Annotated in this window: 12 protein-coding genes; 6 read left to right on the top strand and 6 right to left on the bottom strand. The window is 34.1% G+C overall.

Annotation, left to right across the window (positions count from 1 at the left end; all coding sequences use genetic code 11):
• The first annotated feature begins 110 nt into the window (after positions 1-110).
• On the top strand, positions 111-1,403 hold the full coding sequence (locus HNS40_RS14965) for a P-loop NTPase fold protein (RefSeq protein ID WP_172282244.1): 1,293 nt from the start codon (positions 111-113) through the stop codon (positions 1,401-1,403).
• 273 nt (positions 1,404-1,676) lie between these two features.
• Here the strand turns inward: HNS40_RS14965 and HNS40_RS23750 are convergent, their stop codons facing one another.
• From HNS40_RS23750 to HNS40_RS14945, 4 genes are all read right to left on the bottom strand, one after another.
• Positions 1,677-1,862 (bottom strand): hypothetical protein, encoded by a 186-nt coding sequence (locus tag HNS40_RS23750; RefSeq protein ID WP_371742947.1) that lies wholly within the window; start codon positions 1,860-1,862, stop codon positions 1,677-1,679.
• 310 nt (positions 1,863-2,172) lie between these two features.
• Positions 2,173-3,312: a non-hydrolyzing UDP-N-acetylglucosamine 2-epimerase gene (gene wecB, locus HNS40_RS14955; RefSeq protein WP_172282243.1), complete on the bottom strand. Its 1,140-nt coding sequence runs from the start codon at positions 3,310-3,312 to the stop codon at positions 2,173-2,175.
• A gap of 221 nt (positions 3,313-3,533) precedes the next feature.
• Positions 3,534-3,704, bottom strand: coding sequence for a hypothetical protein (locus HNS40_RS14950; RefSeq protein ID WP_172282241.1), 171 nt, complete (start codon positions 3,702-3,704; stop codon positions 3,534-3,536).
• 60 nt (positions 3,705-3,764) lie between these two features.
• Positions 3,765-4,349 (bottom strand): RNA polymerase sigma factor, encoded by a 585-nt coding sequence (locus tag HNS40_RS14945; protein WP_172282239.1) that lies wholly within the window; start codon positions 4,347-4,349, stop codon positions 3,765-3,767.
• A gap of 195 nt (positions 4,350-4,544) precedes the next feature.
• Between HNS40_RS14945 and uvrA the strand changes: the two genes are divergently transcribed.
• The 5 genes from uvrA (at position 4,545) to HNS40_RS14920 (ending at position 14,315) form a co-directional block, all read left to right on the top strand.
• Positions 4,545-7,364 carry an excinuclease ABC subunit UvrA gene (uvrA, locus tag HNS40_RS14940; RefSeq protein WP_172282237.1) on the top strand — a complete coding sequence of 940 codons (2,820 nt, stop codon included), beginning with the start codon at positions 4,545-4,547 and terminating at the stop codon, positions 7,362-7,364.
• Positions 7,365-7,377: 13 nt separating this feature from the next.
• Positions 7,378-9,684, top strand: coding sequence for an ATP-dependent helicase (locus HNS40_RS14935; RefSeq protein WP_216663651.1), 2,307 nt, complete (start codon positions 7,378-7,380; stop codon positions 9,682-9,684).
• Between the two features lie 99 nt (positions 9,685-9,783).
• The gene (locus HNS40_RS14930; protein ID WP_172282235.1) at positions 9,784-10,479 is read left to right on the top strand and encodes a DUF4290 domain-containing protein; all 696 of its coding nucleotides are present in this window, start codon (positions 9,784-9,786) and stop codon (positions 10,477-10,479) included.
• A 16-nt stretch (positions 10,480-10,495) separates the two neighbouring features.
• Positions 10,496-11,800 carry a UDP-N-acetylglucosamine 1-carboxyvinyltransferase gene (murA, locus tag HNS40_RS14925; protein WP_172282232.1) on the top strand — a complete coding sequence of 435 codons (1,305 nt, stop codon included), beginning with the start codon at positions 10,496-10,498 and terminating at the stop codon, positions 11,798-11,800.
• 124 nt (positions 11,801-11,924) lie between these two features.
• Positions 11,925-14,315 (top strand): ATP-binding protein, encoded by a 2,391-nt coding sequence (locus HNS40_RS14920; protein ID WP_172282230.1) that lies wholly within the window; start codon positions 11,925-11,927, stop codon positions 14,313-14,315.
• Positions 14,316-14,354: 39 nt separating this feature from the next.
• Here HNS40_RS14920 and HNS40_RS14915 read toward each other — a convergent pair whose 3' ends face one another.
• Both HNS40_RS14915 and HNS40_RS14910 read right to left on the bottom strand, forming a co-directional pair.
• On the bottom strand, positions 14,355-15,059 hold the full coding sequence (locus HNS40_RS14915; protein ID WP_172282228.1) for a phosphoadenylyl-sulfate reductase: 705 nt from the start codon (positions 15,057-15,059) through the stop codon (positions 14,355-14,357).
• A gap of 106 nt (positions 15,060-15,165) precedes the next feature.
• Complete coding sequence (locus HNS40_RS14910) at positions 15,166-16,257, bottom strand: amidohydrolase family protein (RefSeq protein ID WP_172282226.1); 1,092 nt, start codon at positions 16,255-16,257, stop codon at positions 15,166-15,168.
• Positions 16,258-16,409 lie beyond the last annotated feature (152 nt).

Here is a 16,409-nt window from a genome sequence, read left to right as displayed (position 1 = left end):
TATGAGTGGCACAACTTGCTCCGGTACGAGTGGCACAACTTGCTCCGGTATGAGTGGCACAACTTGCTCCGGTTTGAGTGGCACAGTTACATCGGTATAGGTGGCACAACATGAGTCAGCCTATCCAAGAATTCTTTAAAGAAAAAGATGAATATGAAGTTTTTCATTTGTTTCCTGTAAATTATTCCATTGCTAACAATGAGGATATCATGCAATATATTAAAGTAGAGATTCTTTTTCAATTATTCGGAAGGAATGTGGACTTTGATAAAATTGAACCAGATAAATTTAAATCCATTGCCCTTTTCGCTAAAAATAATATTTTAGATATTCTACTACCATTTACTCGTTTAATTCCTTTAATAGGAAAAACTGTGCATTCAATTTCTGATGATGTAGTTAAAATCATTAAAAAGTTTAGAGGTTACCATAAAGAGCATACTGTTGATGATAAAGAAATAGCGACAGAATTTTTATCTAGGTATTACTCTAAAGAAGGTTCAATTTATGAAGATGATTTTATTACTCAACTAATAAGACAATTATTAAAACAAATAGAGAGTCAGCATAGTAAACATGGTATTCGAAAAGAAACAGTATTAGTCGTAGATGATTTAGATAGAATGGATCCCGAGCATATCTTTAGGATTCTAAATGTATTTGGTGCTCATTTCGATAGTGAGTATAAAGATGAAGAGGGAAGTAATAAGTTTGGTTTTAGTAAAATTATTATCGTTTGTGATATAGAGAATATCAAAAGTATATATCATCATAAATATGGCGCTGAAACCAAGTTTGATGGTTATATTGATAAATTCTTTAGTGAGGAAATATTTCAATATAAAAACCATCATGCAGTAAAGTTTTTAATCAATAATATAAACAAAGACTATAATAGCACTTTTTTGAATCAGTTTATTTGGGATATGATTAGAACAAATAATTTGTCATTACGGGAGTTGCTGAGATTGAATAAATTGGAGGCCAAATATCTTGATTTTGGACAAGACAGATTGGAATATAGATATTTTGAGCATATTATTGTCTTTAGTTTTTTATGTCGGATAATGAGTTGGGGAGATTTAAATTCGAAAATAAATGACTGCCTAGCTAAGCTTAAAGATGATAATAGTAGAAACTATAATCGCTTGACAATAAATGCGTGTATTACTCTAGGTCATCAGGATAGACTTTATGAACAAATTATAGAACATGAAGAGAAAAAATACCAAATATCTTATGCTATTTCAGACCATCCTTCTTATTTTGATGTTACTAATGCTTATGTATTAGAAGATAATGAAGAAAAAATTCCAGTTAACCCTGATAATATTGAGTTTAGCTCAGATAATTTTTATTCTATTTTAATAGAAGTATTAGAGAAATTTAAAGGACAGTTTTGATAGGAGTTAAACCTTATAGATCTTTCTGGACGTAATTCCTAGCTCTATCGGATTTGCAATCCGATAATATTGGTAACAATTACTTATGGAGGAATAGTGATGTTGTATGTGGTCGGATTGCAAATCCGACCCAGCTTAGCTTGTGGTTTCATAGTTGTATATGTTTTGTCACAGCTCAGAGAGCTGTGTTACTCTTTCAGCTCAAACCCACACAAAAAAAGGAGCGCTCTCCTCAAGAGCACTCCAGCACTTATGCAAAATACAATCCTCAATTTATGAGGATTTAACCACATGAAATCCTTCCACCTTTGCTTTTAAATTGGCATCGGGGCGGAAATTCAGTTTTAGCTTTCTTACCTGATGTGAAGATGCTTTCTCTTCGGCATCAACAGGTTCTGAACTTACTCCTTTACTAAAGCTATCAATGGTACCTAATCTGATTATTTTTCCACTGCCGATTTGGGTATCACCTCTGTTAATCCCATTAATACAGCAAATACATCGGTTTTACTTACAGTTGAGAATTGTGCTATGATTTAAGGTAATTCGGACATACCATTTAAATATCCCTATGATGGAAAAATAAATTGAAATAAGCAAAGCGTTTCATTTACTCCTTAAAATGAAATAATCAGTGAATCATTTTATTTTTCTTAATTGAGAAATAAAATCTTTGCATAGCCATAACTATGGGAATTGTTTTTTTTGAAAAGTAAGAGAAATAGAAACGATTTGTATTAATCAATACTGTTTTTAAAAGGTAGAAAGTTTACAACCACTCCAAAATCTCCCCACAAATAAACTTAGAAGCTTGACCATCTCCAAAAATCCCTTCAAAGTCTTGAGGAGGGTTTGACATGAAGTTTCTATAAGATTTTAAAATGATGTCTTTATCAGCATCACAAATACGAGCAGCGCCTGCTTCTACTATTTCTACCCATTCGGTTTCTGGTCTTAATATCAAACATGGTTTTTTAAAGAAGAAGCTTTCCTTTTGTACCCCTCCAGAATCGGTAATAATCATTTTTGAGGAGTCTTCTAATAAGACCATGTCTAAAAAGGAGACCGGTGCTATCAATTGTAAGTTCTGGCAATTAGTAATTTGTGTTAACAAGTCAGGGGAGAGGACTTCCTGCATCTTTTTCTTGGTGCGTGGGTGAAGCGGTAATATGATTTTATTTTCTTGGGCAATCTCTAATAAAGCTTCAAAAATAGCTGTCAATCGCTCTGGATTATCAGTATTATTATCGCGGTGTATGGTCCCCAGAATGAAACTTCCAGCTTCCAATTTCTCGTCCACCAAAATGCTCGACTTCTCTTTGGCCAAGGTGCTAAAGTGTAAACTATTATCATACATCACATCGCCAGAATGATAAACCTTAGGACGATCTACACTAAACGGGCCCTCCTCTAATTCTTTAAATCCTTCATTTATCAAATTACGATATCCAGTGGGAGTAGGCGAGAATAAAAGGGTAGAAGCATGATCGCACATAATTCTATTGATCTCTTCGGGCATGCTTTTATTAAAAGAGCGCAGTCCGGCTTCGATATGAACTATAGGAATGTGGATTTTGCTAGCAGCAATGGCTCCAGCTAATGTAGAATTGGTATCACCATATAAAACCAGAGCATTGGGCTTTTCGCTAATTAGAATTTCTTCAATCCCTTGAATCATCTTAGCAGTTTGCTCACCATGTTTCCCAGAACCCACATTCAGATTATAATCAGGACGTGGAATACTTAACTCCTCAAAAAACACCTCCGACATATTCGCATCATAATGCTGACCCGTATGAACAATAATCTCTTTCAATTGGTCCTGAAAGTGATTTTTAATGGCTCTGCTTAATGCTGCTGCTTTTATAATTTGTGGGCGAGCCCCAATAATAGTAACGATTTTCTTCATGCTTTTGCTTTATGATGCGAAATTAATAAAAAACCTGTTGAATACTGTAAAGTAAAAGCGTCACTTTGTTCTTGGTTTCATTAGGTCATTGAGCTTGTCGAAATAGCAAAGGTTTTAACAATTTTAAGCCTTTAATGAGTGGCAAATAAATCCCTAGTTCAAACAACTTGGTGCAAATCACACTGCATAAAAAAACCAGACTTCAAGCCTGGTTTTATATCTTAGTTTAAGACAATTTCTATTGTCTGATTTCTTCTACTCTTCATCACATTAAGTGCACGAGAGTAGTTTAGGATGTTTTGTATGGCCATATCCGAAGGTCCAGATTTGATCTTTATTCCTTCTTGTTTACTTGATATGGTTTTTGCTTCTCGAGTGTAAAATTTATTCATAAATCGACTTTTGTTATTATTTATTTCCTAAAGGAAACGGCAAAAGTCGAAGCTTATTGTTTAACGTGTTAAAATAATATCTCTTTCCGAAGCAAACTTACGTAAGTTAATAATGGCATAACGCATTCTGCCTAAGGCTGTATTGATGGAAACATCAGTAGAATCAGCAATATCCTTAAAGCTCATGCCCATATAATGACGCATCTTTAAAACCTCTTTTTGGTCTGCTGGTAATTCTTCTACTAGAGCTTTTACATCCTTATGTATTTGCTCTTCTATTAATAAATCCTCCACAGAAGGGGAAGGTAAATAGATTCTCTCAAAAGGATCTTGATCATCTTTTTGTGATTGAATTGGCATTCTGTTATTTCTTCTGAAATGATCGATAATTAAGTTATGAGCAATTCTAGTTACCCAATGAATGAACTTTCCTTCTTCATTGTAAGTGCCCATTTTTAGGGTGTTGATTACCTTTATAAAGGTATCTTGAAAGATATCATCGGTAGTTTGATGACATTTAACCATGGTAAATATATAAGCGTAGAGTTTATCTTTGTGTCTGAGAATGATTTTCTCAAGGGAAGACTCGCGGCCATTCAAATAATCTCTGATGAGCTCTTTATCACTTGGTGTGAGCGCATTCATAAAACCTCCTTTTTTGATTTGATTTTTCTATAAAGAGTAGAGATTTATTCTATATGGTATCCTCCAAAGATTTAAGATTGTTAATAAAACGTGTTTTAATCAACGCAAATTAAGGAAAAAAAACACTCAGATGCAAATTTAATTAATAATTTTGCTGGAATTTTGTGAAAACAACCTCAAAAAACCTTGTTTTAAATGCAAATCAACCTTGAAAAGCTTGATCCTAAGAAATATATACTTATAAAGAATGCGCATATCCATAATCTAAAAAATGTAGATGTGGCCATTCCTCGTAATAAATTGGTCGTAATAACGGGACTTAGCGGCTCTGGAAAGTCATCATTGGCCTTCGATACGCTTTATGCCGAAGGACAAAGACGTTATGTAGAGAGTTTAAGTAGTTATGCTCGCCAGTTTTTGGGGAGGATGGATAAACCAGATGTGGAGTATATTAAAGGCATATCACCTGCCATTGCTATTGAGCAAAAAGTGATTTCTCGTAATCCTCGTTCTACGGTTGGCACGAGTACCGAAATTTATGAATACCTTAAACTTTTATTCGCTAGAGTTGGTAAGACTTATTCTCCCATTAGTGGTAAAGTGGTGAAAAGGCATGCTGTGGCCGATGTTATTGATAAAACTTTATCATGGGCTGAAGGAAGTAAATTAATGATTTCAGCTCCTGCGGAAGTACCAGAAGGTAGGGATTTCTATGATCAGTTGAAGATTATGCTTCAGCAAGGCTATACTAGAGTTGGATTAGATGGACGAGTGGAGAATATATCTACGGTTATAGAAATAGATGGTCTTGAAAAGAATAGCCTTGTTCATGTTATAATTGACAGACTTGTTGTAAAACATAATAATGAATTTGAGTCGCGCCTTGCGGATTCAGTTCAAACTGCTTTTTTCGAAGGGAAAGGAATTTGTCATCTTCATCAGATGAGCCCAGAAGGAGAAATCATTCATGAGTTCAGTAATAAGTTCGAATTGGATGGAATTACTTTTGAAGAACCTTCCTTAAATTTATTCACTTTCAATAATCCTTATGGTGCTTGTAAGCGTTGCGATGGTTTTGGGACCATCATCGGAATAGATCCCGATTTGGTGATTCCCGATAAATCCCTATCCGTTTATGAAAGCGCTATTGCTTGTTGGAAAGGTGAGAAAATGAGCGAATGGAAAAATCAATTATTGATGAATGCACACCATTTTGATTTTCCAGTACATAAACCCATTAGTGAATTATCTAAGAAAGAACATAGCCTTCTGTGGTCTGGAAATAAATATTTCGCTGGTTTAAATGAGTTTTTTAAAGAAGTAGAAGAGCAAGCCTATAAAATCCAATATAGAGTCATGCTTTCTCGTTATAGAGGAAAAACAGAATGTCCTGAATGTGAAGGGACGCGTCTTCGACATGATGCCAATTATGTAAAGATAGATGAAAAAAGCATTAGTGATTTGGTGAAGCTCCAGTTAATTGATCTTAAAGTATTCTTCGATAAAATAGAGCTTAACGATCATGATTTGCAATTGGGAAGCCGTATTCTTATAGAGATTAAAAGAAGATTGAAATTCTTGATTGATGTAGGATTGGGATATTTAAGCTTAAATAGATTGGCTGGAAGTTTATCAGGTGGAGAATCCCAAAGAATTAATTTGGCTACTTCTTTGGGGAGTAATTTGGTGGGCTCTATTTATATTTTAGATGAACCTTCCATAGGACTTCATTCTCGAGATACCTCACGATTGATTAAAGTATTGAAAGACCTCAGAGATTTAGGAAATACGGTGGTAGTGGTAGAACATGATGAAGAAATCATACGTACTGCCGATCATATTATCGACTTAGGACCCAAGGCTGGATATTTAGGCGGAGAATTGGTTTTTTCTGGCAATATGGAAGAATTACAAAAAGAAGAAAAGGGGCTTACCGCACATTATATACAGAGAAAGATGAAGGTGGCCTCTTTAGAATATACTCGAAAGTGGAGAGATTATATTGAAATCACTCATGCGGTAGAGAATAACCTGAAGAACGTAACTGTTAAGTTTCCGCTCAATAATTATACAGTGGTCACTGGAGTCAGTGGTTCGGGTAAAACGAGTTTGGTAAAAGGGATATTATATCCTGCCCTAAAGAAACATTTTGGGGGCTATGCTCAAAAAACTGGAAACTTTGGTCAGCTAAAAGGGGATTACGATAGAATCAGCGATGTGGAGATGATAGATCAGAATCCAATTGGGCGCTCCTCTCGTTCCAATCCGGCTACTTATGTAAAAGCCTGGGATGATGTTCGACAACTGTTCTCTAAAGAAAAACTTTCGACTATGAGAGGCTATAAGCCTGGTTATTTCTCTTTTAATATTCCAGGAGGTCGTTGTGAAACCTGTGAAGGCGAAGGAACGGTGAAGATTGAAATGCAGTTTATGGCTGATATCAGTTTGGTTTGTGAAGAGTGTAAAGGAATGCGTTTTAAAGATGAAGTGTTGGATGTTCAAGTTGGAGGAAAGAATGTTTTTGAAATCCTAGATATGACAATCAATCAAGCCTTGGAATTCTTTACTGAACATCAAGGACAGTATAAACTCATGACTAGCATTATCAATAAGTTAAAGCCATTGCAAGATGTGGGATTAGGCTATTTAAAAATGGGACAGGCCAGCAGTACTCTAAGTGGTGGAGAAGCCCAAAGAATTAAATTGGCCTATTATTTGTCTAAAGGCCAAAATATTGACCCTATCTTGTTTATCTTTGACGAGCCAACTACTGGTTTGCATTTCCACGATATTGATAACCTATTGAAGGCATTCTATGCATTGATAGACCAAGGGCATTCATTAATTGTGATAGAACATAATTTAGATATGGTGAAAAATGCGGATTGGATAATAGATTTGGGGCCAGAAGGAGGAGACAAAGGAGGAGAAATTGTATTTGCTGGGCTTCCGGAAGATTTATTGAAATCGGATACCCACACCGCTCAATCCTTAAAAATACATTTAGAACTTTAGAAAACGACATATTTTGGAAGAATTATTAAGTGGTTTAAACGATAAGCAGCAAGAAGCAGTAGTAAGAACAGATGGACCAATTATGGTAGTGGCGGGAGCAGGATCAGGTAAAACTAGAGTTTTGACTTATCGTATAGCCTATTTACTGAAAAAAGGAATAGATCCCTTTAATATTCTCTCCCTTACTTTTACCAATAAGGCAGCTCGTGAAATGAAAGAGCGTATCGGTAATTTGGTAGGGCATGGAATTGCTCGTTCCCTTTGGATGGGAACTTTTCACTCTGTTTTTGCTAGGATTTTGAGGGTGGAAGCCAGTTATTTAGGCTTTCCTTCCAATTTTACCATCTACGATACCGATGATAGTAAAAGCACCATGAAAGGGATTGTGAAATCTCAAAATCTAGATCCTAAGGTTTATCAAGATTCTTTTGTTTTAAGTAGAATTTCTTCGGCAAAAAATAATTTAATTTCTCCTGATGCTTACATTCAGAATGGGGAATTGATGAATCAAGATAAAAGCAGTGGGAGACCTCAAATAGCTAGTCTTTATAGACTCTATCAAAAGAAATTATTAGCCAATGCAGCAATGGATTTTGATGATTTACTCTTTAAAATAAATGTGCTGTTTAGAGATTATCCTGAAGTACTTTATAAATACCAGCAGAAGTTTAAATATGTATTGGTGGATGAGTACCAAGATACTAACTTTTCTCAGTATTTAATTGTGAAGAAGCTGTCAGCCAATAATTTAAATGTTTGTGTGGTAGGAGACGATGCACAGAGTATTTATGCTTTCCGTGGTGCTAATATTGAAAATATCCTCAATTTTCAAAAAGATTATCCAGAGCTTTTAACCGTAAAACTAGAGCAAAATTACCGTTCTACTCAGAATATTGTGAATGCTGCCAATACCGTAATTCATAATAATAAGGCTCAGATTTTTAAGAAAGTTTGGACAGAGAACAAAGTTGGCGAAAAAATAAAACTGATTAGAGCCAGCAGCGATAAAGAAGAAGGAAGCATGGTGGCTCATCAGATTTTCTCCGATCAGATGAATGAGAATAAACCATTGGATTCTTTCGCCATTCTATATAGAACCAATGCCCAATCGCGTTCTATGGAGGAGGCCTTAAGGAGATTGAATTTACCCTATCGCATTTTTGGTGGATTATCTTTCTATAAGCGTAAAGAAATAAAAGATTTATTGGCTTATTTCCGTTTGACTATCAATTCTGCCGATGAGGAAGCTTTGAAAAGAGTCATCAATTATCCCGTCCGAGGTATTGGTAAAACCACCATGGAAAAGATAATTGTTGCCAGTGGACAACATGGAATGCCTTATTGGGATATCATGAAGCAATCGAAATCTATGCAGTTGGGATTGAATTCAGGTACCACTAATAAACTAGTAGATTTTGTGACCATGATAGAAAGTTTCAAGGCACAGTTGAAGGATTTAAATGCTTATGATTTAGGGCAAGAGATTGGTAAATCAACAGGATTATTATCCACCTTATATATTGATAAAACGCCTGAAGGAGTCTCCCGTTTCGAAAATGTAGAAGTGCTGATGGGCGGTATTAAAGAGTTTGTGGAGACAGACAATGCTGATCCTGTAACTGGAGAAGTACGAGTGAAAACCCTGGAGGAATTTATGCAAGATATTGCTTTATTAACAGATGCTGATGAGCAAGATAAAGATGATAGACCAAAGGTTTCTCTGATGACCATCCACCAAGCTAAAGGTTTGGAATTTCCTTTTGTGCATATTGTTGGCGTGGAGGAGAACCTTTTCCCTTCTATGATGTCATTAAACTCTAGAGCTGATTTGGAAGAGGAGAGGAGGCTGTTTTATGTGGCTTTAACTAGAGCAGAAAAGAAAGTGAGTATATCATATGCTGAGTCTAGGTTTAAATGGGGAAAATTAGATTATTGTGAGCCAAGTCGTTTTATCGATGAAATAGCTCCAGAATATCTTGATTTACCAAGAAGGCCGAAACCCAAGAAAATGGAACCCATGGGAGGTGGAATTAGAATTAAAGCAAAAACTGTAGAAGCCAAAACTCCTCCAAGACCATCCTACAAAAAAGTAGAAACAAGTACTCCTACATCTAATATTGTAAATAGACCTACATCCTCATTAAAAGCTAGTGATCCAGATGATATTATTGAGGGAATGAATGTAGAACATCAAAGGTTTGGTCAAGGTGTAGTTATTAAATTAGAAGGGCAAGGAGCCAATAAAAAGGCAAAAGTGAAGTTTAAAGAAGGAGAGAAACAATTAATTTTAAGGTTTGCAAGGCTTCGAATTGTAAAATAATTTTATATTTGCAATGATTTCCTACAATAAGCATCAAATATTTACAGGATTTAATAATATTACCCAAAAAAGTGAATCTTTTCACCTAACAAATTTTTAATGGATTATAATACTTCACGAAACAAACTTGTTATTCCAGAATATGGTCGTAATGTTCAGAAAATGGTAGAATATGCCAAGAGCATCGAAGACAGAGACAAGCGAACAGAATCAGCTAAATACATTGTAAAAGTAATGGCTAATTTGAATTCTCAAGCTGGGACCTATGGCGATTACAATCAGAAAATCTGGGACCATTTTTATATTATCGCTAATTTTGACTTAGATGTGGATTCTCCATATCCAATGCCAGACCGAGATAAGATTGCGGCTAAACCCAAACCAATGAAATATGCCGATGATAACTTGAAATTTAGAACTTATGGCAGAAACTTACAAGGTATCATAGATAAAGCATGTGAATTTGAGGAAGGTGAAGAGAAGCAAGCCTTGATTAAATTGATCGCATACAATTTAAAGAAAACATACCTTACTTGGAATCGTACATCAGTTGATGATGATCATATAAAAGATGATTTAGTAAGAATGAGTGGAGGTAAACTGTCTGTTCCTGATGATTTTGTATTTCCTAGTACTCAAGAAATTATTGGTAATAAGAAGTCTACAGGTAGCCAGCAAAAAGGTGGCTATCAATCCAAAAGCAATAGTAAGTACAAGCAAAAGACTGGTCGTTACGATAATAATCGTCCTAGTGGTCGAAGCAATTATACTTCAAATAGAAAAAGAACCAATTAAAAAAAACACCATTCCCATGAGTTCATTTCTGATAGAGGGAGGGCATAAATTATCAGGTGATATTCATCCGCAAGGAGCTAAAAATGAGGCTCTTCAGATTCTTTGTGCTGTTCTGTTAACACCAGAGGAGGTTATTATCAATAACATTCCAGACATTCGTGATGTCAATAAATTAATAGATATTTTAGCTGAAATGGGAGTGAAAGTTGAGAAACTAGCTCCTGGTAAATTTAGCTTCAAAGCTGATGAAGTAAATTTAGATTATCTACATTCTGAAAATTTCATTAAAAAAGGTGGAATGCTAAGAGGCTCGGTAATGCTTATGGGGCCATTATTGGCCAGGTTTGGAAAAGCCTTAATTCCAACTCCAGGCGGTGATAAAATCGGTAGAAGAAGATTAGATACTCACTTTATTGGATTGGAAAAATTAGGAGCTCAGGTTAACTATAATAAAGAAGGTAACTATTATGAGGTAATAGCTAAACAGCTTACCGGTAATTATATGCTTCTAGACGAAGCTAGTGTGACAGGTACTGCTAATGTATTGATGGCTTGTGTAATGGCTAAAGGTAAGACAACTATCTTTAATGCTGCTTGTGAACCTTATTTACTCCAATTGGCACGTATGTTGAGTCGAATGGGAGCTAAAATAGATGGTATAGGAAGTAATTTATTAAAAATTACTGGTGTTGATAGATTAGGAGGAACAGAGCATACTATGCTTCCTGATATGATTGAGATAGGTAGTTTTATTGGTTTAGCAGCAATCACAAAATCAGAAATTACCATTAAAAATGTACATTACGAGGAATTAGGGATTATTCCTCAAGTATTTCAAAAACTAGGAATACAAATGGAATTAAGAGGAGATGACTTATATGTTCCTGCTCAAGATTCATATCAAGTACAAAAGTATAGGGATGGAGCCATCCTTACCATTTCTGATGCACCCTGGCCTGGGTTTACTCCAGATTTAATTAGTATTGCTATTGTTACCGCTATACAGGCTAAGGGTAGTGTACTTGTACATCAGAAGATGTTTGAAAGTAGACTGTTCTTTGTGGATAAACTGATAGATATGGGTGCTCAGATTATTCTTTGCGATCCTCATAGAGCTACAGTGATTGGTAGTGATCATCAAAATAAACTACATGGTATACGAATGACCTCTCCAGACATTAGAGCTGGGGTAGCTTTGCTAATTGCTGCATTATCAGCTGAAGGAACTTCAATTATTGATAATATCGAACAAATAGATAGGGGTTATCAAAATATAGATGAACGTCTTAATCAACTAGGGGCAAAAATAAAACGCATATAAAACGTTTGATCATTATACCCGTACATTAATCCTTAGAAATCCTTGGTTTGTTCAATTGTATATTTTTCTTTTTATATTAGAAGTAATTTTAATCTTTTAATACTCATCTTGAAGATATCATGATATGAACAGTGCAAATCAAATTAATTCTAAGAAAAACAATTTAGAGATTGTTGAGCTTGATTTGCATTTAATAAAGATTACTATTAAAGGTGACTTGTCATTGGTTTCTCTGTTAGAAATTGAAAAATATTTTTCTAAAGAAAAGGAGAATAAGCAAACCATATATGTAATTCTCGATTTAAACGAATTTATTTCCATAGAGTTTAAGGCCAAGCAATATGTTTTTGAAAATAATTTCTTTCCACATAAAGGTTTCGAAATTCTTGTATATGGATTAAAGATAGGGTATAGTGCAAATTTGCATTTACTATTTCATAATGATTCCAATATTACTGTATTTGAATTTGATACTGAAGATCAGGCATTAATCAAAGCTAAAGAGTTAAGTAGCCTAGAGAAAATGAATACTTTAGCCATCGGACCTTCCTCATTTACTGGGATAATAAAGGATAATATTAAAATTATCGATAAGAGTTTTATTATGATTCATGATAAGAGTTGGAATTATCAGCACCCAAGCAATTCATATTATTATAAAATAGATCTCTTAGATGCCAATATTTTTATTTCTCGGCCAGTGGGTTATATAGAAGAAGAAAACTCCCTATCAGCAAATGTGCTTTTTGATAAAGTAGTTTATAAATTATTAGGAACGAAAGCCCATTATTATCGAATCCAGGATTATACGGAGGTATTGAGTAGTAGCTTGTCAGCTCGTAGAGACTTTACCAATTATATCATTAATAATATAAATCGAATAGATTTAATGGTTTTTTATGGTTTGAATTCATTTATGAAGGCCATTGTTAAGTTTGGGAAACTCATTCATCCAAAGTTCTATAAGGTGAAAATCGCTGATTCATTTGAGGAGGCAGTAAAGTTAGTTTTGAATCATAAATATGGCCAAACTTATTTTAAAGAAAACGCTGAAATTGAAGGAAATAAAAAGGAGAATGGTGATGTTTTTAATGAATTATTGGCTCTAAGAAAAGAAAATGAGAAACTTAAAATAGCTAGTGATGTAGAAAAAAGAAAGATTCTCGAAGCTATTGGAGGGGTTTTGTGGTCAGATGATTATGAAATGGAAAATGTTTTGGATAACCCTAGTAGTGATTATAAAGATATATATAATGCCTTAAAGGTGTTAAAGCAAGATATCAATGAGATTAATCAAAAGAGAGAGAAATCAACAAAGCAATTACTCAACCAAACTCAAATTTTGACTAAGGAAGTAAAGGATTGTAAAGAATTTATTTATCGAAGTAAAAATAGTAAAAAGGAATACTTTGATATGTTTAATTTTGAAATTCGTTCTCCATTACAAAGTATATTGTCTAATGTTGAATTGTTAAGTAGAAAAGATAAAACTAAAGAAAATAAGGAGGTGATATCGCAACTAATGGAGTCTAGTATTTTGATTAATAAGCGATTAAAACGGCACTTTGTATTAGGGGATTATCCCTATGATATAAAGGAATACTCCTCCACTGTTTTTAATGTTGATAAAACTATTCAATTAATAGTCAATGCGAATTTGGAGAATTCTATTAGTAAAGGCTTAAACTTGATAATTGAAAAGGATGAAATGGTTCCTAAATATTTAATTGGTGATGAGGATAAACTTCAATTAATTATTGAACAGTTTGTAACTAACGCGATATATTTTACGAATCAAGGGAATATTATTATTAGAACCAAATTGATAGAGGATTATGAGACTTCGGTAAAAATTTCTTTTGAAGTAGAAGACTCTGGTGTTGGAATGACGCAAGAGATGCCAAATCAGATAAGATTTGGTGAGGATTTGAATGATTTTTATACTTTAAATAGCCAAGGTGTTGGATTTGCTATACTCAAGCAATTAGCTGGAATTATTAATGGGGAAATAGGTGTAAAGAGTGTTGTAAATGAGGGTTCTATGTTTTTTATTCAAGTAAAGTTTAATAAAGGTGTATTTTCAAAAGAGATGAATTTAAAACCAAGGACTTTGGTGAAGAATCTTTTTTCTAAAAAGCTAAGCGATAAAAAATTACTCTTTATTCTCGAAGATTTTTCCTTAAAATCAGTGTATTTAAGTCAATTTGATGAAATTGGAATTCAAGCTAAATTTGCTAATAATAGAACTCACGCTTCTGCTCTTCTAAAAACAGGTAAATTAGACTTTATTTTGGTTGAAGCTCCAATAAAGCAAAGTGATGTATTTAACCTTCTTCATTTGATTCAAGAAAATTTAAAACTACAATTAGAGGCAAGTACTAAAGTTGTTTTCATTATGTCTTCGCCAGATATCAAATATAGAAATCAAATATTGAGTGATGGATGTGATGCCATCATCAATAAACCTTACCAAATATTTGAATTAAAAACATTGCTTGAAAGTTTAATAGCTTAGGTAGAAGAAGGAAACGGGGTTATGTTTCTAGGGTAAATGCTACTTTGCATGTAAGCCACATTCTTTTGATTCTGGGTCTTCCCACCACCAACGTCCGGCTCTAACATCTTCTCCTTCTTGTATAGCTCTTGTGCAGGGTTGGCATCCAATGCTTGGAAATCCTTGATTGTGTAATTTGTTATAAGGAATATTGTTCTTTTTAATATAACCCCACATATGTTCTTCGGTCCAATCGATTAGAGGGTTGAGTTTAAGAAGGCCATTATTTTCGTCCCATTCTACTATTTGCATATCTGTTCTAGTAACTGATTGCTCTCTTCTAAGTCCACAAATCCATACATCTAAGCCTTTAAATGCACGCTTTAGAGGCTCCATTTTTCGTGTATTGCAGCATTGTTTGCGATTTTCTATACTGTTGAAAAACAAATTAACACCTTTTTCATTCACCATCTTTTGAACCTCTTCATATTTTGGAAAATACACTTGAATATTAATTCCATATCTTTGGTTAGTTCTATCAATTAGATCATAGGTTTCTGGGAATATCCTACCAGTATCCAATGTGAAAATAGGAGTAGAGGAGTCCATTTGACAAATCATATGTGTTAGCACTTGATCTTCGGCTCCCATACTATTTGATAAAGCAATCTTACCTTTATACTCTTTTAAAAACCATGAAATTACTTCTTCAGGACTTTTGTTAGTTACTTTTTTCCTTATTTCAGAGATATCTGTTGGGGTCATAATGATTCAATTTTGCTGCAAATATATGGATTTCTCAGCGGTAATATATCAGTTATTATTCATTTTTAAATATGGAGAATAGTGATAAAAGAATGCTTTTAGTAGCCTAAGGTTTTAATGCCGATTTACATAGAAAAGTTTCCGAATTAGAATGTGCTATCTTTCTGAAATTCTGTTCTCCTAAAAATGCTCTTAGGTCAACTCCAAACCTTCTTTCGTCAGATTCGGTTTCTACCATGTAATAATCAGAACCAAATAATATTTTAGAATTGATTTTATCATCGCACATCAAGACCTTAAGAAGAGAAAAATAACTCTTGTCATTCATAGTGAAACTAATATCGGTATAGAAATAAGGATATTGCTCTAACATTTCTCTAATAATACTAAACCAATTATCTGGATTCCCAGGCTGCTCTATATATTCATTCCATTGGTCTCCAGAGCCAAAATGGGCAGCACAGATTTTTAAATCCGGAAAATCTGTCATTACATATTTGTAGTTGTTGGGATGTGTAAAATATGAACATAGTTCTTTCTTACTTTTCTTTTTTGTATCAATGTGTAGTTTGGATCTTTTTAGGAGCTCATAAATTTCGTTTTTACTTCCTTTATAATGCACTGGATTTTTCGGACTACAATGAGCTATCACTGGTAGTTTTTGTTTTTGACAATACTCATAAATAGGATAAAGTCGTTCATCATATGGAAATATACCAAGGGGAGGGTAGAGTTTAAGACCGTGAAAATCATGTTGCTCTATGTATTCTTTAAATATTTCTAAGCTATTTGGTCTACGGGGATCTATATGAATAAATGGTAAGACCTTATTGGGATATCTTTTTTTTACTGTGGCAAGTTCATCGAGTTGTTTTATATATGATCTTGGAACTTTACCTGCACCCATATAGGCCATGTCCATAGGAAGAATTGCAAAGCGAGTTTTTTCAGGATAGAATTTAGAGCATTCTTCAAATATCTTCTCTTGGCTTTTTAATTTCCCAATTTTGATAAATTTCACATATCGGTCAAGCAGATCTTTTTCCGAAAATGGATTTGCATGATTTAATAGCGTAGTGAAAATATTGGCACCAAAGTTACTAGCCAATAATCGAACCAATCCTAAAGGTAAGAATTTACGCGGAATATCTATATCTCGGAAAGTGTGGATATGCGAATTGTAAATGGTATATGACATGATGCGAGCGATTTTAAATGATTTGGGCTATAAAGTTAGTGTAAATCTTTATCCCATAATGGTTGTTCGTCTAAAATAATCCTCTTTTGTAAAAAAACAGGTGTGAATTGCAGGCATAAAAAAAGGCGGTAATCCTAAGATTGCCGCCTGTA

The organism is Lentimicrobium sp. S6 (assembly GCF_013166635.1).
GTDB lineage: Bacteria > Bacteroidota > Bacteroidia > Bacteroidales > UBA12170 > UBA12170.
Note: the sequence above shows the minus strand (reverse complement) of the source record. Positions and strands in the feature narration are given on the sequence as shown.